This is a genomic window from Gordonia prachuapensis (assembly GCF_036350515.1).
Taxonomy (GTDB): Bacteria; Actinomycetota; Actinomycetes; order Mycobacteriales; family Mycobacteriaceae; genus Gordonia; species Gordonia prachuapensis.
The window spans coordinates 207277-231532 of record NZ_JAZDUE010000008.1 but is presented as its reverse complement, the minus strand read 5'-3'; the positions used below and the strand labels follow the sequence as shown (position 1 = coordinate 231532).

Below are 24256 nucleotides of genomic sequence, written 5' to 3'. Positions count from 1 at the left end.
AAAGACATCATCCGCTGCCTCAAACGCTTCATCGCCCGCGAGGTCTACCACGCCCTCAAAGCCGACCTCCAACAGCTTGACAAGCTATAGGACCGTCGCTCGCAAGCTCGCTCCTCAGGGACCGGGGTCGACGCTCGCAAGCTCGCTCCTCAGGGACCGGGGTCGACGCTCGCAAGCTCGCTCCTCAGGGACCGGGGGTCGCCCCCCCGACCCCTGAGGAGACCCGGAGCCTGCGAAGGGTCGTCACGAAGGGCGAGGTCAGCGCAAGGTCGCCGCCGCCGACGACCGCCCCAGCCCGCAGATCATCAGCATGTCGACCAGCAACGAGCGAATCTCTGCCATCACGGCCGTCTCGGCCAGCGAGCTGTGAGCAACCAGTTCGGGCTTCGCCTTGCGGGCGATGGTGCGCAGCACCCGGGCGGCATCGGCCTGGTCGGGCGGTTCACCGGGTTTGGCGATCATCATCGCGCGCAGGACCTCGAACGCCTCCCCGAGGTCGTCGATGATGTCGATGATGTCGGGATGCAGGGGTTCGCGCCGTTGTGTCATCGCCAGGGCCCGACGGGCGATGATCCGGAAGTTGCGCACGGCGTTGTCGATGGGGTCGGCGGTCGCCGAGATCCGCTGCAGCCTTTCGCGCGACCCCCAGTACAACGGCGAGATGGCGCTCACCTCCTTGCCGCCACGCATGTCGGCGCGCATCGTGTTGATCGCCTCCTGCGTACCGCGCGCCGCGGTCAGCGCGGCGAACACCTCCTGCTCCTCCATCTCGCGCAGACCCGCGGCGAGGCGGCGGGAGGAATCGCGCATCGTCGCGAGCAGCCCGGCAGCGTCCCGGCGGGCCCGGTGGGCCGGATTGACCGGGAACAACGCCCCGATGAGGATGCCGATCAGCCCGCCGATCAGGGCGTCAATCGCACGGTTGATGCCGCCGACGTCGCCGGGCGGCAGCAGCGTGGCCACCAGCACCGCCGACGACGCGGCCTGGATGGGGATGATCGGGCCGTCGTCGAGGAAGACGGCCACCGTCATGGCCAGCCCCACCACCAGGATGATCTGCCACGTTCCCGAACCGATCCACGAGATCAGCAGGTCGCCGACGATGATGCCGATGACGACACCGGTCACCAGCTCGGCGGACCGGCGCCACCGCTTACCCAGCGACAACCCGAGGGAGATGACCGCGGCGATCGGCGCGAAGAACGGCTGCGGGTGATCGAAGATCACGACGGCGATCCACCAGGAGACCCCGGCGGCCAGGGCGCACTGCGTGATCGGCACGCCCGACAACCACAGCCGACGGATTCGTCGCCGCACCGGCGGTGGGAGCGCGTGAAAGCGGCGGCGCAGCCAGTCGGTCACGGCGGTGAGGTGGTCACGTCGTCACGGGGTCGGCGCGACGGGCGGTCAGGCCAGTCCGAGCTGAGCCACCGCGGTCGGGTCGCTGTCGTTCAGGAGGTCGAGGCAGCGCAGGTACTCGTCTTCTTCGCCGATCGACTGCGCGGCGCGGGCGAGCGCGCCCACGCACCGCAGAAATCCCTGATTGGGTTCGTGGCTCCACGGCACCGGGCCGAAGCCCTTCCAGCCGTGCCGGCGCAGTTGGTCGAGGCCACGGTGATACCCGGTCCGGGCGTAGCCGTAGGCCTCGATGACGCGGCCCACGTCGGCGCCGCCGTCAGAGGCCGCGAGCGCAGCGTCGGCGAGGTACGCCCAGGCGATCGACGCGGTCGGGTGTGCCGCCGCGGTCTGCGCCGGGTCGGCACCGTTCAGCAGGTCGGATTCGGCCTCATCGTCGCCGGTGAGCAGCACCGGCTGCGGGCCCAACAGGTCTCCGAAAGAAGTCACCACTCCATTGAAGCACCCCACCCGGTCGCGGGCTGTCGACCACCGCCCACGCACGTTCGGTGGCCCGAGTCCGCCGGGCGATGTACACCACGACGGTTTTCGGCGCCCACCGAGTGCTGAGAGCGCCCGCCATTCGCTAGGGTGAGTGACGCGATCGGCCATGACGCGACCCATTCGTCGGGAGTCGTCACCAACATCGACGCCGATCCGTTCCATCCGGGGAAAGCGGGGTGTAGACGGCGATGCCCTCGACGCGCGACGACGGGTCGCTGATCGGCCGCGCCCTCTCGGCGTGGCGCAATCGCGGCAACGATCACGACAACGACCACGGGGCGGCCCGACCCGGCCGCCGAGGTCCGGATGATTCCTGGGTCGAGAGTACGAAGGGCGACGACGCAGCGGTGACAGACGAGGCGAACAACGACGGCGTGACCGGGCCCGGCTCCGAAGAGCCGAGCACGACTGACGCGAACGAGAGTGTCGTACAGAACACCGACGACGGCGAGCAGAACGCCGCCGAGCCCACACCGGAGCCGACCGAGCAGGCCGGTGACGAGGTCCCGCCGACCGCCGACGCCGACGAGGTGCAGGCGGAAGCCTCGGATCCCGACGTCGACCAGGCCACGGACGACCCCGGAGATGCCAACGACCCGGCAGACGTCGACGACGCCGAGACCACCGATGCGTCGGCATCCACCGACGACTCCGGTACCGAGACGTCCGACGACCAGACCGGCGACGACCAGACGAGCTCGGCGGACGAGACCGCAACCGAACAGACCGCGGATGCCGACGCAGCAGACCCGGACGCAGCCGAACCCGACACCGGGGACACCGACACGGATGTTCCCGACACCGAGGACGAGGCGGGCACGGACCCCGCGCCGGAGTCGGAGTCGGATGCGACCGCCGACCCGGAGGCGCCCGAATCCGCCGAAGCCACGGGCACCGACGAGGCGCCCGCCGAACAGGTCACGGCCCGACGCACCCCCAAGGGCGGTCGCGGGATCGACTCGGCCACCGCGGTGATCCGCCGCGAGGACCTCCCGGAGGCAGCCGACCTCGAAGACCTCGACAGCATCAGCTCCGGTGACGCCGGCTCTGACGACACCCCGGCCGACGAAGCCGCAGCCACGACCGAGTCGGCCACCGACGACGAGCAGCCGGCCGAACGCCGGAAGCCGGGCGGCGGCATCGGTCCGACGGATTCGGCCACGACGGTGATCCGTCGCGACGAACTGCCCGACGACGACGAGCTCGAGGATCTCGAGTCGATCGACACGGTCGCCGACGAGACGTCCGACGCCGAGACCACCACCGATTCCGATGCCCCGGCAGGCCCAGAGGACGAAGCAGAGGCCGACCCGACCGACGAGTGGACCGACGTCGACGACTCCCCTGCCGACGCGGACGCTGACACCGACACCTCAGACTCGTCGGCAGACGGCGACACCGCCGACGACGCGTCCGACGACTCCGGCACCACCAAGGTCCTTCCCGCCGCCGCCGCGGGAGCGGCTGTGGCAGCCGGGGCAGCCGGTGCGGCGGCAGCGTCGAGGTCGGAGGCGCCCACCGCCAAGACGTCCGCGGCGCAGGGCTGGTCGACGACCGCGCACAAGCCCGAGGTCATCCCCGGCCGGAGTTCGTCCTCCTCGTCCGGCACCGAGAAGTCGGACACCGGCAGAACCAGCACCGAGAAGGCCGAGAAGGCAGGGTCCGGAGGGGCCCGGCGTTGGTGGATCGTCGCCGCTGCGGTGGTCGTCGTCCTCGCTGCCACGGGAGCGGCATTCGGCTACCTCAGCCTGCGCCCACCGGCCCCGGAAGACGAGGCGGCCGATACCGCCGAGGAATTCTCCACGGCGCTGTACGAGGGTGATCTGGCGACACTGCGATCGATCACCTGCGGTGAGCGCCAACAGTTCTACAGCTCGCTCAGCGACTCGGACTTCCAGACGATCTACGACGGCCAGCGGGCGCGCAACGAACTCGTCGAGGTCAGGGAGATCAAAGCTGTCCTGGTGACCGACGACGGCAATCAGGCGGTCGTCGAGGTCGAGGCGGTGCAGAGCGCCAACCCCGAGCAGCCGCAGGTCGTCACGATCAACCTGCAGCGCTCCGGCGAGGAGTGGAAGGTGTGCACGCCGCAGTGACCCGCAGCGGCCCCCTGGCCCGGCCGGCCCGTCCGCCTGCCGCCCCGACGCAGCTTCCGACGTGGGTCCACCACCCCACCGGAACCGAACTGCGCTCGGGCCATCCGGTGCAGCCCGCTGCGCACGTCGGACGCACCGACACCGAGCCCACCTACTACTTCGAACCGCAGACCACTCCGCTGCACATCGAGCGTCCGGCACCGCGGGCGACCACCACGTCGCGCGGGGAGCGACGCATCGATCCCCCGGTCGTCATCGCCGCGATCGTCATGCTCGCACTCGCCGTCGGTGTCCTCGTCGGTCTGGCCACTCTCTGACGCGCCAACCGCCGATGGGCGCAACCGCTGAAACGCGACAGCGCCCGGCGATCCGCCGGGCGCTGTCGCGGTGGTGGGACTCGATCAGGCGCTGATCGACTTACCCACCGACTTGAGGTCGGTGCAGGCCTCGACGACGCGCTCGGACATCGAGGTCTCGGCCTTCTTCGACCAGACCCGCGGGTCGTAGGTCTTCTTGTTGCCCACGTCGCCGTCCACCTTCAGGACGCCGTCATAGTTCTCGAACATGTGCCCGGCGACCGGACGGGTGTAGGCGTACTGGGTGTCGGTGTCGACGTTCATCTTCACGACGCCGTAGCTGAGGGCCTCCTCGATCTCGCTCTTGAGCGAGCCGGAACCACCGTGGAAGACGAAGTCGAACGGCTTCGCGCCCTCGGCCAGACCGAGCTTCTTGACCCCGACCTCCTGGCCGGTGTTCAGCACGTCGGGGCGCAGTTTCACGTTGCCCGGCTTGTAGACGCCATGCACGTTCCCGAAGGTCGCGGCGAGCAGGTACCGGTTGCCGGTGTCGCTCGCGCCCAGCGCGTCGAGGGTCTTCTCGAAGTCCTCGGGGGTGGTGAACAGCTTGTCGTTGATCTCGTTCTCCACACCGTCTTCTTCACCGCCGACGACGCCGATCTCGATCTCCAGGATGATCTTGGCGGCGCCCGCCTTCGCGAGCAGATCTTTCGCGATCTCCAGGTTCTCGTCGAGCGGCACGGCGCTGCCGTCCCACATGTGCGACTGGAACAGCGGGTTCTTGCCGGCGTCGACGCGCTCCTGGGAGATTGCGAGCAGCGGACGCACGTAGGTGTCGAGCTTGTCCTTGGGGCAGTGGTCGGTGTGCAGACCGATCGTGACGTCGTACTTCGCCGCGACGACATGAGCGAACTCGGCCAACGCCACCGCGCCGGTGACCATGTCCTTCACACCGAGGCCGGAACCGAATTCGGCACCGCCGGTGGAGAACTGGATGATGCCGTCACTGCCGGCGTCCGCGAATCCCTTGATGGCCGCATTGATCGTCGACGACGACGTGCAGTTGATCGCGGGAAACGCGTAGCCGCCCTTCTTGGCCTTGTCGAACATCTCTGCGTACTGCTCGGGTGTTGCAATGGGCATCGATGAATCCTTCGAACGTAGGTTCCTCGCCGCAGCGAGCTGCCATCGCGTCTCAGTATGGCAGGTACACGGGTCGCGGTTGAGATGTACACATGGAGTTCCCCGGCCGGCCACCGGCGCCGATCGGGGCCCTGTGTGCCCGCTACGATGTCAGCGTGACGCCGAGGCAGGAGAACCCAGCGCCGTCGGACGGGTCTCCCCGCGGCGGACAACGACCACCGGCGACCGAGACGATCGGCAACGTCGTTCGCGGCGGCCTGATCGGACTGGCCGAGACGGTTCCCGGCGTCTCCGGCGGCACCGTCGCTCTGGTCACCGGGATCTACACGCGACTGATCGCCTCGGCCAAGCATCTGACCGACGTCCCGCGGGGCATGATCACCAGGTCGGACTGGCGCGCGGACGCCCGCAGCGTCGACTGGTGGCTCCTGATCCCCGTGGCCATCGGCATGCTCGTCGCGGTCTTCTCCATCGCGGGCGTGATGGAGACATTCGTCACCGACCAGCCGGTGTATTCCAAGGCGCTGTTCATGGGCATGATAGCGGCATCGGTGGCGATCCCGTTCCTGGAAGTCCGGCCCGGTGATCTCGACAGCGGCGGCGCCAAGGCCAAGGCAGCCGCGCTGTTCATCGCCATGGCGACGGCCGTTTTCGTACTCACCTCGTTGCCCCGCAGCGAGATCAGCGATCCTCCGTTGATCCTCGTGTTCTGCGCGGCGGCGGTCGCGGTCTGCGCGCTCGTCCTGCCCGGAGTGTCCGGTTCGTTCTTCCTGCTGGTGGTGGGCATCTATGCGCCCACGATGGCCGCCGTCGACGACCGAAACGTCCAGTACCTGGCGGTTTTCGCCGTCGGCGCGCTGGTGGGCATCGTGACGTTCGTGCGCATCCTCGAATGGCTGCTCGAAAACCATCACACTGCCGCGATGATCGGCGCCGCCGGTCTGCTGCTCGGGTCCCTGCGCGCATTGTGGCCCTGGCAGACCGACGACGGCGGCCTGCTCGGGGTCGGCGACGAATGGCCCGGGGCGCTGGGCCTGTTCGTGCTCGGTGTCGCCGTGGTCGCCGTCGTGGCACTCGTCCAGCACAAGGTGTACTCCGCCGACGCTCGCGCGTCGGAGCCGGCGGATCGGTAGCAGTTCGCCGGCTTCGCTGCGCGGTCGTGGGTCGAATCGCGGGTACATTGTTTCGACGTGATCGACACCGCCCTCTCCACGAGCACGACTGCTCTGAGCACGACCACCACCAACCTCGCCTTGCTGCCGGGGTTCCTGGACCCGGTCAACCTGCTGAACTCGTTCGGCACCTGGATTCTGGCCGGACTGCTGCTGGTCGTGTTCATCGAGTCGGGGCTGCTGTTCCCGCTCCTGCCCGGTGACTCCCTGCTGTTCACCGCCGGGCTGATCGTCGCGGCGAAGTCCGCCGACATCGAGCCGTTCGCGCCGCTGTGGGTGCTGCTGGTGACGATTCCGATCGCCGCGTTCCTCGGCGACCAGGTCGGTTACTGGATCGGCAACCGCGTCGGGTACTCGCTGTTCCGGCCGGACGCGAAGGTGCTCAAGGAGCGCTACATCGTCGAGGCGCACGAGTTCTTCGAGAAGCACGGCCCCATCACGATCTTCCTGGCGCGGTTCGTGCCGATCGTGCGGACGTACGCGCCACTCGTCGCCGGCGCGGCCAAGATGCGCTACCCGGTGTTCCTGACCTACAACGTGGTCGGCGCCATCGTGTGGGGCGCGGGGGTCACCCTGCTCGGCTACTTCCTCGGCCAGATCGAATTCATCCGCGACAACATCGACATCATCTTCCTGCTCATCGTGTTCGTCTCGGTCATCCCCATCATCAGCGAGGTGACCAAGCGGTTCCTCCGGTCGCGCCGGCCGATCGTCGAGGAGCCGGTCGACGTCGAACGCGAGGAGAACCCGACCGCGTAGTCAGTCGGGTTTCTCGCCGATCAGGGGGTCACCGCGTACGCCGCGGCCAGGTCGATTCGCAGCCAGCCACCGTTGGACCCGGCCTTGTCGAGCGGATAACCCGCATCGATCGCGGTCTGTCGCAGGATGTCGAGGCGCTGGGCGTCGGACAGGCGCGGGAAGCGGCTCTTGAGCAGTGCCGCCGCCGACGCCGGGATCTCGTTGCGCTGACCGGGCGCGACCTTTCCGAATCCGTACGTCATCATCTGCCGGTGCGCGGCCACCGCTTCCTGGGTGCTCATGTACGGGGTGTCGGCTGCGATGAACCGCGCCAGCGGCACACCGACCGCCCGTTCGAGTTCGGCGCGCAACTGCCGGCCGGCCTGATCGACGAGCGAGGCGAAACCCGGATCGGACAGTCGCGCGGAGACGAGGTCGGTGGCCAGGATCCGGCCGCCCATGACGTCGAGCGGATAGTGCACACCGAGCACGATCCGGCTGCGTCCGATCTCACCGGCGCGCACGGTGATCTGCGGCCCCAGCTCGGGCAGCCAGTAGGCGAGGAGCCCGCCGATCAGGTAACCCATGCTGGTGTGCCCGGATGGGTAGGAGCCGTTGCCGCCGAGGTCGGCGTACAGATCTTCGCCTGGCCGGTTGTAGCGCTCGATCTTGCCGGGTGCCACCACGAAGGGACGCGGATTGCCGAAGATCTCCTTCTCGATCAGCGTCGTACCGAGCGGCAGCATGGCGCGCGCGGTGTACCCCTCGGTCAGTGCCGCGACCTTGGGCAGCCGCCCGTCGGCGAGCAGCTTGCGGAACACCGGCCCGAGCCGCGCGCCGAGTGCCTCCGACAGTGAGAGGAGCCGGTCGTCGTAGTTGATCGCGACCGCGTCGTTCTGCTCCGCGCGGGTGGCCGACCCGTTGATCCGTTCGACGGTGCGCAGATTCTGCGCCATGATGTCCGGCCGGTTGTCACGTAGGTACGAGAAGCCATCCAGCACCGGGACATACGTCCCACCCGGCGGATAATCCGACGGGTACGGCCCGACGAGCTGGGCCGGTGTGAACGCCGCCGGCGCCGCCACCGCGGTGGGTGTCGCCGCGGCGACTCCACCGGAGACGAGACCGAGGCCGACGGTCAGGGCGGTCAGTACGGAGATGAGCGCAGGGCGGAGGCGCGAGGTCGACACGGGTGATCACTCTTCCGTCCCAGCCGTTGGTTGCGCAAGTGAACGATCGGTTACCGTGGGCGCGACCCACCGCCGCGCACGCAGGTGCCGGGAAGCGCCGGAGAGCAGGGACCGATGAGCAGCACACCGTGTCGTATCACCGAGTTGTGGCGCCATCCGGTGAAGTCGATGGGTGGCGAGTCGCTCGAGTCGCTCGAGTTGAGACCGCGTGGGGTACACGGTGATCGGCTGTGGGCCCTGCACGATGTCGAACGCGACACCACCATCTCGGCGCGCCGGCTGCCCGCCGTCCTCGGATTCTCCGCGCGGTTCGCGGCGCCACCCGGTCCCGACGCCGGCCCGGGCCGGGCACCGGCGGTGATCGTCACCGCTCCCGACGGCTCGGAGCATCACAGCGACGACCCGCGGATCCACTCCGCCATGTCGGCGCTCCTCGACCGCGACGTGCGCCTGGTCCCGCTGCCCGACGATCCGCGCGCGCACCGGTTGTCGTGGCGCGAGCGGATGACGTCGCTGACCCCGGGAGTGCTCGCCCGCGACCTCGGTATCGCGTCCGACGAGAAACTGCCGAAGGTCTCCGACATGAATGCCCGCGCGCTGGCGACGTTGACCCGCAACGCCACCCCGCCCGGTACGTTCGTCGATCTGTGTCCGGTGCACCTCGTGACCGAGACGAGCGTGGACACCATCGCCGCCGCGATGGGTGTCGAGCACCTCGATCCCCGACGGTTCCGGCCGAACCTGGTGCTCGCCGGCGACTTCGGCGCCGATGGCCTGCCCGAGGCCCGATGGGCCGACGCCGGCCTGGGTCTGGGCGACGCACGCATGCGGGTGGTGATGCGGACGGTGCGCTGCGTGGTGCCCAGCCGCGCACATGTGGACCTGCCGGTGGAGGCCGGTCTGACCCGTGCGGTCGCCACGACCGCCGATCGCTACCTCGGCGTGTATGCCGACGTGATCCGGTCGGGCCGGGTCCGGGTGGGCGACCCGTTGACGATCACACCGCCGAGCCCACCGTCGGCGCCGCGACGACTGGCCGGCCGCGGCCGCGTGCTGGCCTTCGACTCCGCCAACCGGGTCGCCGAGATGTTCCGCCGCGGTTGACGCGGTGCTGGTTGGGCGACCGAGATCAACCCGCAGACCCGCACCCTACCGCTGGTTGAGTAGAACGGACCCGCACCCAACCGCTGGTTGATAGAGCAGACCGCACCCCACCGCTGGTTGAGTAGGCGACGAGCTTGCGAGGAGCCGTATCGAAACCTATCGAAACCCATCGAAACCCCTTGCCTACCAAGCCGCCCCGAGATCCGCGTGCTGTCGCACCCACGCGTGCATCGCAATCCCCGCGGCCACACCGGCATTGATGCTGCGCGTGGAGCCGAACTGGGCGATCGAGACGGTGAGATCGGCGTGGCTGTGGGCGTCCTCGCTCACGCCCGGCCCCTCCTGACCGAACAGCAGGACGCAGTCGCGCGGCAGTTCCGCCGTCTCGAGGCGCCGGGAGCCCGGCGTGTTGTCGACGGCCACCACGGCGAGACCTTCGGCGCGCGCCCAGCCGATCAGATCGGCTACCGAATCATGGTGCATCAGGTGCTGATAGCGGTCGGTGACCATGGCGCCGCGGCGGTTCCACCGCCGCTTTCCGACGATGTGCACGGCAGCCGCGGCGAAGGCGTTGGCGGTGCGGACGACCGTCCCGATGTTGGCGTCGTGCGCGAAGTTCTCGATGGCGACGTGAAACGGGTGCCGTCGGGAGTCGATGTCGGCGACGATGGCGTCGCGCGTCCAATAACGGTAGGCGTCAACGACATTGCGGGTGTCACCGTCGGCCAGCAGTTCCGGGTCGTAGCGCGGGTCGGCGGGTGGCGACGTGCCGCGTTCGTCAACCCACGGACCGACACCCACCTCCGGGCCCGACCGCGACTGCCACTCGGTGGGACCGGGTTGGTCCACGCCTACCCCAGTCCGAGGTCGGCGAGCCCGAGCAGCGAGCGGTACGGCACGCCGAGCGCCGTGATGACCTCGTCGGCACCGGTGGCACGGTCGACGACCGTCGCCACGCCGATCACCGTCGCACCGGCCTCCCGCGCCGCTTCCACCGCCGTCGACGGCGACGCGCCGGTGGTGGAGGTGTCCTCGACGACGAGCACGTTGCGCCCGGCGATGTCGGGTCCCTCGATGCGGCGTTGCATGCCGTGGGTCTTGGTGGCCTTGCGGACGACGAAGGAATCGATCGGGCGGCCGTCGGCGTGCATGATCGACGTCGCGACCGGATCGGCGCCGAGGGTGAGCCCACCCACCGACTCGTACTCCCAATCGGCGGTGAGCTCCCGCATCAGGCTGCCGATCAGCCGGGACGCCTCGTTGTGCAGGGTGGCGCGACGCAGGTCGACATAGTAGTCGGCTTCCTTGCCCGACGACAGGGTCACCCGGCCGTGCACGACGGCAAGTTCGGTGACCAGTTTCGCGAGGCGGGTCCGGTCGCCGTCGTCGACGGCGGGGGCGGCGGGCGCTGACGAAGACATATCGCGGCTCAACTCTTGTGGTGGCGGTTGGGTCGGTCCGTTGCGGGCGGCGGGCCCGGCGGCATGTCGTACGGACGAGGTGCGGGACCCGGGCGACGCACCGGCATCGGCTGCATCCGCCGGCCCGGCGTCGTCTCGGGGGTCCATGCCGGCGGTGCGGCATCATCGCCGCCGCGCTGCGGGGTCGGCGCGGCGACGTCGGCGTCGCCAGTCGGCACCGCGTCGCGAGCACGAGAGTCCTCGGCGGCGATGCGGGCGCGACGTTGTTTGTCGCGCATCGATTCGGTCTTCTCGTCGGCCAGTTCGGCGCGCGTGGGTCCGTGCGGGTCGCGGGGGTCCGGCGCATCCTGGGGGTCGACGAGCGGCGGCAGCACCCGGAGTAGATCCGCGAACCGGCGAACCACTTCGAGGCCGATGTCGAGCTGGTCGTCCTCGGCGGTCTGCGGCATCGATCCGAGGACCCAGTTGCCCTCGTTCCAGAGGACCTCGATGAATGGCGGCGCGTTGTTGGCCAGGGCCACCATCCGGCGGTCACAGACGCGGCGCGCGACGTCGAGGTTGTTGGAGAACATCACCCGGGGACCCATCGCGCCGAGCAGTTCGACGTCCTCTTCGGCCGGGGCGAGCACATCCTCGTGCCGGAGGTCGATGACGACCGGCGACGGCGCGGATCGGCGAACGGCGACCACCGTCGCAGTCTCGGCCAGGTCGAACACCACGGCCTCGGCGCCCCCGAACTGGCCGTAGGCGACGTCCTGGACCGCGACACGTTCGGGCACGTTCATCGTCGCGCGATGAAAGACCTTGCGCAGCTTGGTGTCCGTCTCACGGAACTTGAACTCGTGCTGGTCACCCCAGACCGCTCGCCGATGCCGAACGGCACTCGAACGCTGCCGGTCGAGCCACAACAGGGCGACCGCACCGGCGAGTGCCAACACGGCGATCACGAAATACACGATGGTCATCGCGCTACAGCCTACTATCGCCGCCCGCGCGTGTAGCGCCGGCGACATAACCCCGGTCCTTGTCGACGACGTTGCCGAGCACCGTGGCCAACGGTACGGACGCATCGAGGTAACGCCGCAGGTTCGTGAGGAACTGTTCGGCGAGTACGTCGCGCCATCCGACGACGTCACCGCTCATGTGCGGCGAGATGGCGACGTTCTCCATCGCCCACAGCGGGCTCGACGGGTCGAGCGGTTCGTCGGTGAACACGTCGAGCGAGGCCGCACCGATGTCGCCGGAGGACAGTGCGTCGATCAGGGCCGGTTCGTCGACGAGTTGGCCGCGGCCGACGTTGACGAAGTGCGCATCCGACCGCATCGCAGACAGCACGGCCGCGTCGATCATCCGCTCGGTCTGGGCGGTCAGCGGGGCGATCGCGACCACGGTGTCGAATCCGCCGACGTGCTCGACCAAGTCATCGGTGGGCACGACGGTGCCGAAGTCGGGGTCGTCGGACCGTGCGGTCCGACCCGCTCCGGTCACCCGGATCCCGACGGCCTTCAGCAGCCGGGCGGTGGCGCGACCGATGCCGCCGGTACCGATCACCAACGCGGAGGAGCCCTCGGTGCGCGCGGTCTCCCGATGCTCCCAGGCGCGCTGCTGCTGAAATCGCTTGGAGATGTGTAACTGCTTGTCGCGCGCGAGGATCGAGGCGAGGACGAATTCGGCGATCGGGCGGTCGAACACCCCGGCGGCGTTGGTGACGACAATGTCCGAGGCGCGCAGGTCGTCGAACAGCAACGAGTCCACGCCGGCCGCACACACGTGCACCCAGCGTAGGTCCGCCGTCGCGGGTCCCCAATTGTCTTTCAGCGCACGGGAGAAGAAGTCCCAGACGAGGAGGACATCGGCGCCGGGCAGCGCCGACGGCAGGGTGTCGGCCGTGCACGGCCGGATGGTCGCGAGGTCGGCGATCTGATCGAGGTTGGGCGGGTCCGGGACTCCGTCGGCCCCGAGGATCGCGATGGTCGGTCGTCGTTGTGTGGGCACGCCTCACCGTAACCAGACACTCCGCGACCGCGCCCGCCATCGAGGCCTCCCCATTGACAGTATGCTGTCATACTGACAGAATACTGTCATATCGGAGGCGCAAACCTACTGAGGAGATCCGATGAAGACCGTTCACTTGGGCGTCTACCCTGGCCTCGCCGACTGGGAGTACGGCTACGTCGCAGCCGGCATCAACAACCCCGAGTACCAGCGCGATCCCGGCGCATTTCGCATCGTGACCGTCGGCGCGACCGCCGAGCCGGTTCGCACGATCGGCGGCGTCACCATGGTTCCCGACACCGTTCTTGATGACGTCGACCCTGACGGCAGTACCATGCTCGTCCTGCCCGGAGCGCAGTCGTGGGACGGCAACGACGCGTTCGTCGACGCCGCCCGCCGCTGGGCCGACGCCGGCATTCCGGTCGCCGGGATCTGTGGCGCCACAGTAGGTTTGGCACGGTCTGGACTACTCGACGATCGTCGCCACACCAGCAACGCGCCGCAGCAGCTCGAGCCGACGGGCTACGCGGGCGCCGCGCGGTACATCGACGCCCCGGCGGTCACCGATCGCGGGGTCATCACCGCGGGCGCGGTCGCACCCATCGAGTTCGCCCGTGAGGTGTTCGCGCAGCTCGGCGTGTACACGCAGCCCGTGCTCGAGGCCTGGTACCGGCTCTACGGTGAGCAGGACCCGAGCGGTTTCTACGCGCTCGGTGAACAGTCGTGACCGACGTCCCACCCGCCATCGAACAGGTGCAACAACTCCTGAGTGACAGCGCCCTCACCACGTTCCGCCTCAATGGCCAGTTCCTCGCGCTGGCGGAGAACCTCGCCCGCCCGGCCGGCCTCACGGCCACCCGCTGGCAGGTCCTCGGCGCCGTGATCGACGCGCCACTCACCGTTTCCGACATCGCACGGGCCATGGGCATCACCCGACAGAGCGTTCAGCGCACCGCCGACCTGCTCGCCGCCGACGGCCTGGTCGAATACCGTGACAACCCGGGACACCGGCGCGCCAAGCTGGTCCGGCTGACCGACGACGGGCTGGCCGCGATCCGCCGGATCAATCCCGGTCACCGGATCGCGGCGACCACCCTCGCCGAGCGCGTGGGCGTCGAGCGGCTGGCCGAGGCGGTCGCGACCCTCCACGCTCTGAGCACGGCTCTCGACGACCCGATCGACCTCTGACCCGATCCACTCTGCATACGTTCTGGCCGCACCGCTGGACCTGGGGATTGGGGCCGCGAACTGGCCCTATGTCCAATTGTTGACAATCCGACGATCGACCGTCACCGTGTACGCATGACCGTCACCGCCGAATCCCTGCCGACCGCCCAGACCGCGTCCTTGAGCCCCGCGCTCAAACAGGCGACACCCGTCGTCGTCGACCATGCACAGGGCTCGTGGATCCGCGGTACCGACGGTCACGACTACCTCGACTTCACCACCGGTATCGGCGTCACCAGCACCGGCCACTGCCACCCGCGCGTCGTCGCGGCCGCCCAGGAGCAGTGCACCAAGATCATCCACGCCCAGTACACGACGGTGATGCATCAGCCGCTGCTCGAACTGACCGAGAAGCTCGGCGGCGTGCTGCCCCTCGGCTTGGACTCTGTCTTCTACGCCAACTCGGGGTCGGAGGCCGTCGAGGCGGCGATCCGTCTCGCCCGGATGGCGACCGCACGTCCGAACATCGTCGTGTTCCAGGGTGGCTTCCACGGCCGCACGGTGGCAGCGGCCAGTCTCACGACCGCCGGAACCAAGTTCTCGGCCGGTTTCTCGCCGCTCATGGCCGGCGTGCACATGTCGCCGTTCCCCTACGCCTACCGCTACGGCTGGGACACCGACACCGCCGTCGACTTCGCGCTGCGGGAACTCGACTATCTGCTGCAGTCACGCGTGGCCCCCAACGACACGGCCGCCTTCCTCATCGAACCGGTCCTCGGTGACGGCGGCTACCTGCCCACCCCGCCGCGGTTCCTCGAGGGACTGCGCGAACGCGCCGACCGGCACGGCATCGTCCTGATCCTCGACGAGGTGCAGGCCGGGTTCGGCCGCACCGGCAAGTTCTGGGGTCATCAGCACGCCACCGACCTCACCCCGGACATCCTCATCACGGCCAAGGGCCTCGCCTCGGGTTTCCCGATCTCCGCCATCGCGGCGTCGACGGAACTGATGAGCAAGGCGTGGCCGGGATCGCAGGGCGGCACCTATGGCGGCAACGCGGTCGCCGCCGCGGCCGCCGTCGCCACCATCGACGTGATCCGCGACGAGAACCTCGTGGAGAACGCGCGCATCCGGGGCGACCAGATGTTGAGCGGATTGCAGGACATCGCAGGTCGATTCGACGCCGTCGGTGACGTGCGTGGACTGGGTCTCATGGCCGGGATCGAGTTCGTCAAGAGCGGCGACGGCGCGACCCCCGTCCCCGACGCCGCCGCGGCCGCCGCCGTCCAGCAGGCCACCACCCGCCACGGCCTGCTCACCCTCACCTGCGGCCCCGCCGGCAACGTCGTGCGACTCATCCCGGCGCTGGTCGTCACCGAGGACGAGATCAGCATGGGTCTGGAGCGGTTTTCCGCAACCCTGACCGATGTGTTCTCAGGCGATACCCTCGGACAGAGATGACACATGTCAGCAACTCGGCGCTCACGGACGACGATCGACCCGCTCGTTCCGGCGAACCCGATGTAGCCGTCGACCTCGATGCCCTGGGCGTCGAGGTCGACGTCTCGTCGCGGCGCCTCGCCGAGTATTCCTACGACGCTTCCAATTACCGGATTCGTCCGATTGCGGTGGTCTTCCCGCGCACCGAGCTCGACGTGGCGCGCACCGCCGAGTACTGCCATGCCCACGGCATCCCGCTGATCGCCCGTGGCGGTGGCACGTCGATGGGCGGCAACGCGATCGGGCGTGGCGTGGTGATCGACCTGTCGCGCCACATGCACCGGCTCCGTGAGGTCGACGTCGACACGTCCACCGCGGTCGCCGAGAGCGGCGCCGTGTTGACCACCCTCGCGGCGAAAGCCCGCAGCGCCACCGACGGCCGCCTGACGTTCGCTCCCGACCCGTCGTCGGCGTCGCGGGCGACCCTCGGAGGGGCCATCGGCAACGACGCCTGCGGTAACCACTCGGTCCGGCACGGTCGCACCACCGATCACGTCGAGGAGCTCTACCTCGTCACCGCGGACGGCCTGCGACTCACGGCCACCCGCACCGGGATCGCCGCCACCGATCCCGACGACACGGCAGCTGCGCAGCGCGCCGCGACGCTCACCGAGCACCTGCGTGATCTGACGGACCGCAACCTCGCCATCCTGCGCACCGACCTGGAGACCATTCCGCGCCAGGTGTCCGGATATCACCTGTCGAAGTTGCTGCCGGAGAACGGCTTCGACGTTGCACGCACCCTGGTGGGCAGTGAGGGGACGTGTGCGATCGTGGTGGCCGCGCGCGTCCGACTGGTCCCGGTCGCGTCCTCGTCGCTGCTGTTGTGCGTCGGCTACCCGACGGCCAGCGATGCGGCTCGCGACGTACCCGTGATCCTGCCGTATGCGCCGTCGGCGGTGGAGGGCATCGACCGCAAGATCGTCGCCACGATGGCCGCGCGTCGTGGGCGGGACACGGTCACGGCGCTACCCGGAATCGCCGACCCGGACTGCACCGCATGGCTGTTCATCGACCTCGACGAGCACAGCGCCACACAGCAATCCGAGACCGACGTGCCCGCGACCGCCAAGCGACTCCTCGATGAGCTCCGCGCCCATGGACGCATGATCGCCGGGACCACCGTCCCGGATCCGGTGGCACGCAAGACGCTCTGGCGGGTCCGAGAGGACGGCGCCGGGCTCTCGTCACGCCTCGCCGACCCCGACGACGACAGCATCGGCAGTGGCTACGAGTCATGGCCCGGCTGGGAAGACGCCGCGGTCGCGCCGGAACGGCTGGCTGACTATCTCGACGACTTCACCGCACTGCTCGACCGCTACGGCCTCACCGGGGTGATGTACGGACACTTCGGCGCCGGCTGCATGCACGTCCGCATCACGTTCGATCTACGATCCGCCGAGGGCCGGGCGGCGATGGACCGTTTCTGCACCGACGCAGCACATCTCGTCGTCGCACACGGCGGGTCGCTGTCGGGTGAGCACGGAGACGGGCGCGCGCGGTCGGCGCTGCTGCCCGTGATGTACTCCCCCGCCATGCTCGCCGCGTTCGCCGAGTTCAAGAAGATCTGGGACCCGACGGGCACGCTGAATCCCGGCTCGATCATCGATGCACCGCCCATCACGGACGACCTGGCGCTGGCCGACGTCCCGGCACGACGCTGGCCGACGATGTTCACCCTCACGCCGGCCGAATCAGGAAGCACTACGGAGACGGCCGACACCCTCGATCCGTTCGTGCACGCCGTGCAGGGATGTATCGGCGTGGGTCGCTGCCGCGCGTCATCGGGCGGCGTGATGTGTCCGAGTTTCCGGGCCACCCGCGACGAGAAGGACTCCACCCGCGGACGGGCCCGGGTGCTGCAGGACATGGTCCGTACCGCGCCGGACATCGAGTCCGGCTGGCAATCAACAGATGTGGCCGAGGCACTGGATCTCTGCCTGTCCTGCAAGGCATGCTCCACCGACTGCCCGACCGGAGTCGACATGGCCACCTACAAGTCGGAGTTCCTGCACCATCACTACACCGGCCGCCGCCGCCCGATGTCGCACTACTCCCTCGGCTGGATGCCGGCGTGGCTGAACGTGGCCGGGACCCTGGCACCGGTGATCAACGCGAGCCTGAACACCCCGTTGCGGCGGATCGCGGCCCGCGCAGGTGGTCTCGATGCACGGCGCAGCATGCCGCGGTTCGCCACCCGCCGCGACCGCCGACGTCACCTGCGCGCACTGGCGCCGGTGACCCCGACCACCGACACGATCCTCTTCGTCGACTCGTTCACGAAAGCGTTCCGTCCGCAGGTCGCGACCGCCGCCGCCGAGGTCCTGGGTGGCAGCGGCGACCAAGTGGGATGTAGCGCGGACAACTGCTGTGCCCTCACCTGGATCTCCACCGGGCAGCTCACGCACGCACGGAAAGTGCTGACGCGCACGGCGACAGCGCTCGACGACGGCACCGACCGGCCGATCGTGCTCCCGGAACCGAGTTGCGCCGCGGCCCTGCGCAAAGATCTACCCGAACTCGTCGACAGTGCCGCGGCCCACCGTGTGTCCGCCCGGGTGCACAGCTTCGCCGACTACCTACCACGGCTCATCGACCGTGGCTGGACTCCGACGGGGCTACCCGACTCCGTCACCCTGCAGACGCATTGCCACGAGTACGCGGTGTTCGGCGCCCGCACCGGCGCGTCGGTCCTGGAGGCGCTCGGCGTCGAGGTCCACACGGCGGACGGATGCTGTGGTGTGGCGGGCAACTTCGGGTTCGAACGCGGGCACTACGACGTGAGTGTCGCCGTCGCCGAGAACGCGCTCGCCCCGGCCCTGCGGGCGGACCCGGACCGGCCGGTCATCACCGACGGTTTCAGTTGCGCGATGTCGGTCGACCACCTCGCCGCGACCGACTCGGCCATCACCGCGACCGGCCTGCACCTCGCGGAACTGCTCACCCGCCGCGGCCCCGCCACCCCGCCGACAGAACCCCGATCCTCGCCGACAGAACCCCGAAAGTCGCCGACAGAACCCAAGTTCCCGTCGACGGAATCCGATCCTTCGTCGACAGAACCCACCACCACGGAAGGAGCGTGACCATGACGGCCACCATTCCCACCTCGGACGCATCGCAGGCCATCGCGCGGCTCCACACCGACCTGTTCATCGACGGCCAGTGGCGACCTGCCGAGGCGGGCGCCACCTTCACCGTCGAGAACCCGGCCACCGGTCAACCCTTGGCCGTGGTCGCCGACGGCAGCGCCGCCGACGCGCGCAGTGCACTGCAGGCAGCCGCCGATCATCAAGCGGCGTGGGCGGCCACGTCACCCCGTTCCCGCAGCGAGATCCTCTATCGCGCATACCAGCTCATCATGGATCGCGTCGACGAGATCGCATCCGTGATGACCGCCGAGATGGGTAAGCCGCTGGCCGAGGCCAAGGGCGAGGTCGCCTACGGCGCCGAGTTCTTCCGGTGGTTCGCCGAGGAGGCCGTGCGCATCGGGGGCGACCACACCGTGACCGGCGACGGCAACAACCGTGTGGTCGTCAGCAAGCAACCGGTGGGTCCGTGCATCCTGATCACCCCGTGGAACTTCCCCCTCGCCATGGGAACCCGCAAGATCGGACCGGCGGTCGCGGCGGGCTGCACGATGGTGTTCAAGCCGGCCGAACTCACCCCGCTGACCGCTCTGCTGCTCACCGACATCCTGCGTGAGGCCGGGTTACCCGATGGCGTGCTCAACGTCGTCACCACCACCGACCCCGGATCCGTGGTGGGCGAATGGATGTCCTCAGGCAAGGCCCGCAAGGTCAGTTTCACCGGTTCGACCGAGGTCGGGAAGATTCTGCTCGGGCAGGCCGCCGGCACCGTGATGCGCACATCGATGGAACTGGGCGGCAACGCACCGTTCATCGTGTGCGCCGACGCCGATGTCGATCGTGCGATCGAGGGTGTCATGGTCGCCAAGATGCGCAACATGGGGCAGGCGTGTACCGCGGCCAACCGGATCTTTGTGCACCGCGACGTGATCGGCGACTTCACGGAGAAGTTGGCCGCACGGATGGGTGGGCTCACCGTCGGCGACGGCGCGGCAGAGGGCACCCAGGTGGGTCCGCTCGTGGAGGGTAAGGCCACCGACAAGGTCACTGCCCTTGTCTCCGACGCCGTCGACCGTGGTGCGCGAATCGTCTGCGGTGCAGAGCGTCCCGACGGACCGGGGCACTTCTACCCACCGACCGTGTTGACCGACGTCGACCCGTCCGCCGACCTGATGCACACCGAGATCTTCGGTCCGGTCGCCGCGATCATCCCGTTCGGCACCAGCGGTGGCGATGCCGGCGCCGACGACGAGGAGGTGCTGCGGCTGGCCAACGACACCCCGTGGGGACTCGTCGGATACCTCTACACCCAGGACATCGACCGCGCAGACCGGTTGTCGTCGGCCCTGGAGGTCGGGATGGTCGGTGTCAACACCGGTCTCGTCTCCAATCCGGCCGCACCTTTCGGCGGGATCAAGGAGTCAGGACTCGGCCGCGAGGGCGGTCGACTCGGCATCGAGGAGTTTCTCGACGTAAAGTACGTTGCACGGCCGATAGCCCGTTGACACAACATGATTGACCGGTCCACCCACGGCCGGTGATGACCCGACAGGAGACCACGGATGTACCTCGGCGCTCAGCTGTTCACCGACAGCGAGTACGAACAGCGCCTGACCCGTGTCCGTGAACTCATGGACCGGCAGGGCCTCTCGGCGATCATCGTCACCGATCCGGCCAACATCTTCTATCTCATCGGGTACAACGCGTGGTCGTTCTACACCCCGCAGATGCTGTTCGTCCCGATCGAGGGCGAGATGGTGTTCTTCGCCCGGGAGATGGATGCCCATGGCGCACACCGCACCACGTGGCTGCCGGAAGATCAGATCGTCGGCTATCCGGAGAGCTACGTGCATCGGCCGCACGTGCACGCCTTCGACTGGGTGGCGTGGGCGCTGCGCCAGCGCCACCTCATCGCCCCGGCGTCACGGGCCGGGTCGGTGGGCCTGGAGATGGATTCACACTTCTTCTCGCCCAAGGCCTATCGTGCGCTCTACAACGCCATCCCGGAGTGGAAGCTCGTCGACAACTTCGAGCTCGTCAATTGGGTGCGGTCGGTGAAGTCCGACGCGGAGGTCCAACTGATGCGTCAGGCCGGCATGGTGTGTTCGGAAGCCATGCGCGCCGCCATCGAGACCATCGATGTCGGTGTCCGGCAATGCGATGCGGCGGCAGCGATCTCGCAAGCGCAGATCACCGGCACCTCGGACTTCGGCGGTGACTATCCGGCGATCGTGCCGATGATGCCGACCGGCGCCGCCGCCGACACCCCGCACTTGACGTGGCATCAGGGCACGTTCACCGACGACGAGGCGGTGGTCATCGAACTGACCGGCGCGCACAACCGATATCATTGTCCGCTTGCCCGCACCGTGTCACTCGGCGTGCCGTCGAAGGATCTCGACTACGTGGCCAAGGCCACCGCTGAGGGGCTCAACAACGTCCTCGAGGCCATCCGTCCGGGGGTGGCCACTCGTGAACTGGCGTCCACCTGGAACTGGTCCCTTGCCAAGTACGGACTGGAAAAGCCTTCGCGCCTGGGCTACTCGATCGGCATCGGGTATCCGCCCGACTGGGGCGAGCGCACGATCAGCATTCGGACCGAGGACGAGACGATCCTCGAGACCAACATGACCTTCCACATCGTCTGCGGAATGTGGATGGACGACTACGGCTTCGAACTGTCCGAGTCGGTGCGCGTCAGCCCGACCGGCGTCGAGACCTTCACCAGTTTCCCGCGCGAGTTGATCCGCAAATGAACCCCCGATCCCTGAGGAGCGAGGCGCTAGCCGAGCGTCACGAAGGGCCCCAACCACACCGAGAGAGGTGAACCGATGACCGCCACCGCCGACACCCACAACCTGCGCCATTCCGGCCCCACGCTGCCATTGGCCGGGCGCGCCAAGGACCTGGTCGGGTCGATGATCGACTCGTCCACCTCCCTACTCGCGGCACAAACCCACGACATCGTGCGCTTCGCCATGGGCTCGCCGGCCGACGAGGCTGTCCCGGCCGACGAGTTCCGGCAGATCGCCGGGGAGATCCTGGACAACTCGTCGTTCACCTACGGCGCCACCGAGGGCGAGCCACGCCTCCTGCAGCTCCTCGTCGACTACCTCGCGACCACACCGGATCCGTCGAGCCTCGACCGCCTCGTGATCACCACCGGAGGCATGCAGGGGCTCGACCTCGCGTGCAAGCTCTTCGTCGACCCCGGCGACCTCGTGATCGTCGAATCCCCCACCTACACCAACGGCAGCGCGACCGCCCTCTCCTATGGTGCGCAACTCCTCGAGGTTCCCACCGACGAGGACGGCATGCAGGTGGACACCCTGGAGGATCTCGTCTCCCACACCCACCAGACCCCCAAGGCGATCTACACGATCCCGACCTTCCAGAATCCGTCGGGCGTCACCCTCTCTGAGGAACGACGACGCGAACTGCTGCGCCTCGCGCACCAGTGGGGTGCGGTGATCATCGACGACGATCCCTACGGGCTGCTGCGTTTCGCCGGCGAGGATCTGCCGACCTTCCAGACGCTGAGTCCCCAAGACCCGCTGATCTTCTCGGTGCGCACCTTCTCCAAGATCCTGGCGCCCGGTTGGCGCGTCGGCTGGGTCGACGCGGACGCCTCGCTGCGCCAGCTGCTCATCAACGGCAAGCAGGCGATGGACACCTGCACCAACGTGCCCAATCAGCACATCGTCGCCGAGTACATCGCGCGTGGCGGTCTCGAAGACCACCTCGCCGGGATTCGCAAGCTCTATCGCGAACGCAAGGAGGCGATGCTGGACTCGATCAGCCGTCACCTCGGCGACCGCGTGGACACCACCGACCCCGATGGCGGCTTCTTCCTGTGGGTGACGCTGCGCGAGGAGTTCGCCGAGATCGACACCCGCGAACTGTTCGAGGTGGCCCTCGCCGACGGCGTCGCCTTCATCCCGGGCCCCGCATTGTCGCCGGGCGGACGGTTCCGCAACGCGATGCGGCTGTGCTTCGCGTCGAGCACACCGGAGCGGATCGATGAGGGCATCAAGCGCCTGACGGGCACGCTGGAGAAGATGGCTCATACTGGGTGACGGAATCCATTCGATGACGAGACGAGCACCCGGAGGTCGCGACGTGTCCCTGTCCGAAGCCGAGGCCGGCGTGTTGTCCCACATCAACGCCGACACCGTCGCCATGCTCACCGCAGGTCTCGTCGAGGCATCCAGCGAGAATCCGGGTGGCACCGAGGCAGCCGCCGTCGAGGTCCTCGAGAAGGCATGTCGCAGTGCGGGTTTCTCCGTGTCCACGCGAGAGGTCGCACCGGGCCGGCCGAATCTGGTTGCCACCTTGTCGGCCGGATCGGGCCCGGGATTGATGTTGCTCGGCCACTCCGATGTGGTGCCTGCCGGGCCCGGCTGGTCGGCCGACCCGTACCGCGCCCGGTATGCGGACGGACGACTCTACGGCCGTGGCGCCACCGACATGAAGGGCGGGCTGGCCGCCGCCGTCGTCGCCATGCAGGCCCTGTCCCATGCCTCGGCATACGGTGTCGACCTGTCCGGCCCCGTGCAGCTGGTCTGCACCGTGGATGAGGAAGAGCACGGGATCGGCGTGCGCGACTTCGTGTCCCAGACTCCGGAGTACGAGTTCGCCGGCTGCATCGTGGCCGAACCGACCGACCTCGAGGTCGTCCGGGGCTGCCGTGGGGCGTCGTACCTTGAGATCGACATCACCGGCCGGGCCGCGCATTCCGGCCGACCCGCAGACGGACGCAGCGCCATCAACGCCGCCGCATCCATCGTGGACCTGATCCGCTTCGACCACGAGCAACTCGCGATGACCGCAGACGACCTCCTCGGATCGGGCACCTGGAATGTCGGCACCATCGCCGGCGGCCAGGGCATCTCGGTGGTCGCACCGATGTGCAGCCTCGGCATCGATCGCCGATTGATGCCGCACGAGAGCGCAGAGACCATCGCCGCCGAACTGCGGCAGGCGATCTCGCAGTCCGGTATCGACTCCGACGGCATCTCCGTCGACGTCCGCGTAACCATGGAGATGCCCGGTTTCGCCACCGACGAGTCGCACGACCTGGTCGCCTTCACTGTCGGGGCGATCACCGATGCGGGCGGTTCCACCTCGGTCGGCGGGTGGAGCGCAGCCTGTGACGGCGGATTCGTGAACCGCGATCTCGGTATCCCCGCGATCGTGTGCGGCCCCGGCGAGATCCACACGCAGGCACACCAACCCGACGAATCCGTGGCGATCGCCGACCTCGAGACCGCGGCGCGTGCCTACGCGCTCACGGCGTTGCGGATGCTGGGCTGATCGCGAGCGTCCCTTCCGCTGATCGAGTAGCGTGCGAGCCGCCCCTCCGTTGATCGAGTAGCGTGCGAGCCGCTAGGCGAGCACGCGTATCGAGATCCCCTCACCAAGGCCTCGATACGCGTCGGGCTCGCTACGC

General features: G+C 68.5%; 21 protein-coding genes. 13 read left to right on the top strand and 8 right to left on the bottom strand.

Going from position 1 to position 24256, the window contains the following annotated elements; genetic code table 11:
• Positions 1-258: 258 nt before the first annotated feature.
• Together V1Y59_RS11905 and V1Y59_RS11900 are read right to left on the bottom strand one after the other, a co-directional pair.
• Positions 259-1362 (bottom strand): FUSC family protein, encoded by a 1104-nt coding sequence (locus V1Y59_RS11905; RefSeq protein ID WP_330505164.1) that lies wholly within the window; start codon positions 1360-1362, stop codon positions 259-261.
• A 45-nt stretch (positions 1363-1407) separates the two neighbouring features.
• A complete protein-coding gene (locus V1Y59_RS11900) occupies positions 1408-1845 on the bottom strand; it encodes a DUF3151 domain-containing protein (protein ID WP_330436304.1) in 438 nt (145 codons plus the stop codon).
• Positions 1846-2087: 242 nt separating this feature from the next.
• Between V1Y59_RS11900 and V1Y59_RS11895 the strand changes: the two genes are divergently transcribed.
• The gene (locus V1Y59_RS11895; RefSeq protein WP_330505163.1) at positions 2088-3995 is read left to right on the top strand and encodes an Rv0361 family membrane protein; all 1908 of its coding nucleotides are present in this window, start codon (positions 2088-2090) and stop codon (positions 3993-3995) included.
• Positions 3980-4312, top strand: a complete 333-nt coding sequence (locus V1Y59_RS11890) for a hypothetical protein (protein ID WP_330505162.1) — start codon at positions 3980-3982, stop codon at positions 4310-4312. Before V1Y59_RS11895 ends, V1Y59_RS11890 begins: the two co-directional genes overlap by 16 nt.
• An 84-nt stretch (positions 4313-4396) precedes the next feature.
• Here the strand turns inward: V1Y59_RS11890 and fbaA are convergent, their stop codons facing one another.
• Positions 4397-5434: a class II fructose-bisphosphate aldolase gene (gene fbaA / locus V1Y59_RS11885; RefSeq protein WP_330505161.1), complete on the bottom strand. Its 1038-nt coding sequence runs from the start codon at positions 5432-5434 to the stop codon at positions 4397-4399.
• A 155-nt stretch (positions 5435-5589) separates the two neighbouring features.
• Between fbaA and V1Y59_RS11880 the strand changes: the two genes are divergently transcribed.
• A complete protein-coding gene (locus V1Y59_RS11880) occupies positions 5590-6567 on the top strand; it encodes a DUF368 domain-containing protein (protein WP_431309153.1) in 978 nt (325 codons plus the stop codon).
• Between the two features lie 57 nt (positions 6568-6624).
• Positions 6625-7365: a DedA family protein gene (locus tag V1Y59_RS11875; protein WP_330436312.1), complete on the top strand. Its 741-nt coding sequence runs from the start codon at positions 6625-6627 to the stop codon at positions 7363-7365.
• 20 nt (positions 7366-7385) lie between these two features.
• Here V1Y59_RS11875 and V1Y59_RS11870 read toward each other — a convergent pair whose 3' ends face one another.
• Entirely contained in the window at positions 7386-8534 is a 1149-nt protein-coding gene (locus tag V1Y59_RS11870) for a phosphatase PAP2 family protein (protein WP_330505160.1), read from the bottom strand.
• 114 nt (positions 8535-8648) lie between these two features.
• Between V1Y59_RS11870 and V1Y59_RS11865 the strand changes: the two genes are divergently transcribed.
• Positions 8649-9638 carry an MOSC domain-containing protein gene (locus V1Y59_RS11865; RefSeq protein ID WP_330505159.1) on the top strand — a complete coding sequence of 330 codons (990 nt, stop codon included), beginning with the start codon at positions 8649-8651 and terminating at the stop codon, positions 9636-9638.
• A 183-nt stretch (positions 9639-9821) separates the two neighbouring features.
• On the opposite strand, the gene V1Y59_RS11860 is transcribed toward V1Y59_RS11865, so the two are convergent.
• Genes V1Y59_RS11860 through V1Y59_RS11845 form a run of 4 tightly spaced genes read right to left on the bottom strand, consistent with a single transcriptional unit; the run spans position 9822 to position 13054 of the window.
• The gene (locus V1Y59_RS11860) at positions 9822-10487 is read right to left on the bottom strand and encodes a TrmH family RNA methyltransferase (protein WP_330505158.1); all 666 of its coding nucleotides are present in this window, start codon (positions 10485-10487) and stop codon (positions 9822-9824) included.
• A gap of 2 nt (positions 10488-10489) precedes the next feature.
• The gene (gene pyrE, locus V1Y59_RS11855; protein WP_330505157.1) at positions 10490-11059 is read right to left on the bottom strand and encodes an orotate phosphoribosyltransferase; all 570 of its coding nucleotides are present in this window, start codon (positions 11057-11059) and stop codon (positions 10490-10492) included.
• Positions 11060-11067: 8 nt separating this feature from the next.
• Complete coding sequence (locus V1Y59_RS11850) at positions 11068-12024, bottom strand: type III secretion system chaperone family protein (RefSeq protein ID WP_330505156.1); 957 nt, start codon at positions 12022-12024, stop codon at positions 11068-11070.
• A 4-nt stretch (positions 12025-12028) separates the two neighbouring features.
• Entirely contained in the window at positions 12029-13054 is a 1026-nt protein-coding gene (locus V1Y59_RS11845) for a D-2-hydroxyacid dehydrogenase (RefSeq protein ID WP_330505155.1), read from the bottom strand.
• A 121-nt stretch (positions 13055-13175) separates the two neighbouring features.
• Between V1Y59_RS11845 and V1Y59_RS11840 the strand changes: the two genes are divergently transcribed.
• The 8 genes from V1Y59_RS11840 (at position 13176) to V1Y59_RS11805 (ending at position 24120) form a co-directional block, all read left to right on the top strand.
• The gene (locus V1Y59_RS11840; protein WP_330505154.1) at positions 13176-13781 is read left to right on the top strand and encodes a DJ-1/PfpI family protein; all 606 of its coding nucleotides are present in this window, start codon (positions 13176-13178) and stop codon (positions 13779-13781) included.
• Positions 13778-14242: a MarR family winged helix-turn-helix transcriptional regulator gene (locus V1Y59_RS11835; RefSeq protein ID WP_431309152.1), complete on the top strand. Its 465-nt coding sequence runs from the start codon at positions 13778-13780 to the stop codon at positions 14240-14242. The genes V1Y59_RS11840 and V1Y59_RS11835 overlap by 4 nt, the downstream gene beginning before the upstream one ends.
• A gap of 114 nt (positions 14243-14356) precedes the next feature.
• On the top strand, positions 14357-15682 hold the full coding sequence (locus V1Y59_RS11830) for an aspartate aminotransferase family protein (RefSeq protein WP_330505153.1): 1326 nt from the start codon (positions 14357-14359) through the stop codon (positions 15680-15682).
• Positions 15679-18804 carry an FAD-binding and (Fe-S)-binding domain-containing protein gene (locus tag V1Y59_RS11825; RefSeq protein ID WP_330505152.1) on the top strand — a complete coding sequence of 1042 codons (3126 nt, stop codon included), beginning with the start codon at positions 15679-15681 and terminating at the stop codon, positions 18802-18804. The genes V1Y59_RS11830 and V1Y59_RS11825 overlap by 4 nt, the downstream gene beginning before the upstream one ends.
• Positions 18805-18806: 2 nt before the next feature.
• Positions 18807-20312 (top strand): NAD-dependent succinate-semialdehyde dehydrogenase, encoded by a 1506-nt coding sequence (locus V1Y59_RS11820; protein WP_330505151.1) that lies wholly within the window; start codon positions 18807-18809, stop codon positions 20310-20312.
• Positions 20313-20369: 57 nt separating this feature from the next.
• The gene (locus V1Y59_RS11815; RefSeq protein WP_330505150.1) at positions 20370-21563 is read left to right on the top strand and encodes a M24 family metallopeptidase; all 1194 of its coding nucleotides are present in this window, start codon (positions 20370-20372) and stop codon (positions 21561-21563) included.
• A 75-nt stretch (positions 21564-21638) separates the two neighbouring features.
• A complete protein-coding gene (locus V1Y59_RS11810) occupies positions 21639-22883 on the top strand; it encodes an aminotransferase-like domain-containing protein (RefSeq protein ID WP_330505149.1) in 1245 nt (414 codons plus the stop codon).
• A 13-nt stretch (positions 22884-22896) separates the two neighbouring features.
• Complete coding sequence (locus V1Y59_RS11805; protein ID WP_431309151.1) at positions 22897-24120, top strand: M20 family metallopeptidase; 1224 nt, start codon at positions 22897-22899, stop codon at positions 24118-24120.
• The last annotated feature ends 136 nt before the right edge of the window (positions 24121-24256 follow it).

Coding starts and splice junctions, on each gene's coding strand:
- V1Y59_RS11895 (WP_330505163.1), top strand. CDS start 2,088: ATGCCCTCGACGCGCGACGACGGGTCGCTGATCGGCCGCGCCCTCTCG.
- fbaA (WP_330505161.1), bottom strand. CDS start 5,434: ATGCCCATTGCAACACCCGAGCAGTACGCAGAGATGTTCGACAAGGCC.
- V1Y59_RS11865 (WP_330505159.1), top strand. CDS start 8,649: ATGAGCAGCACACCGTGTCGTATCACCGAGTTGTGGCGCCATCCGGTG.
- pyrE (WP_330505157.1), bottom strand. CDS start 11,059: ATGTCTTCGTCAGCGCCCGCCGCCCCCGCCGTCGACGACGGCGACCGG.
- V1Y59_RS11850 (WP_330505156.1), bottom strand. CDS start 12,024: ATGACCATCGTGTATTTCGTGATCGCCGTGTTGGCACTCGCCGGTGCG.
- V1Y59_RS11840 (WP_330505154.1), top strand. CDS start 13,176: ATGAAGACCGTTCACTTGGGCGTCTACCCTGGCCTCGCCGACTGGGAG.
- V1Y59_RS11830 (WP_330505153.1), top strand. CDS start 14,357: ATGACCGTCACCGCCGAATCCCTGCCGACCGCCCAGACCGCGTCCTTG.
- V1Y59_RS11825 (WP_330505152.1), top strand. CDS start 15,679: ATGACACATGTCAGCAACTCGGCGCTCACGGACGACGATCGACCCGCT.
- V1Y59_RS11820 (WP_330505151.1), top strand. CDS start 18,807: ATGACGGCCACCATTCCCACCTCGGACGCATCGCAGGCCATCGCGCGG.
- V1Y59_RS11815 (WP_330505150.1), top strand. CDS start 20,370: ATGTACCTCGGCGCTCAGCTGTTCACCGACAGCGAGTACGAACAGCGC.
- V1Y59_RS11810 (WP_330505149.1), top strand. CDS start 21,639: ATGACCGCCACCGCCGACACCCACAACCTGCGCCATTCCGGCCCCACG.
- V1Y59_RS11805 (WP_431309151.1), top strand. CDS start 22,897: ATGACGAGACGAGCACCCGGAGGTCGCGACGTGTCCCTGTCCGAAGCC.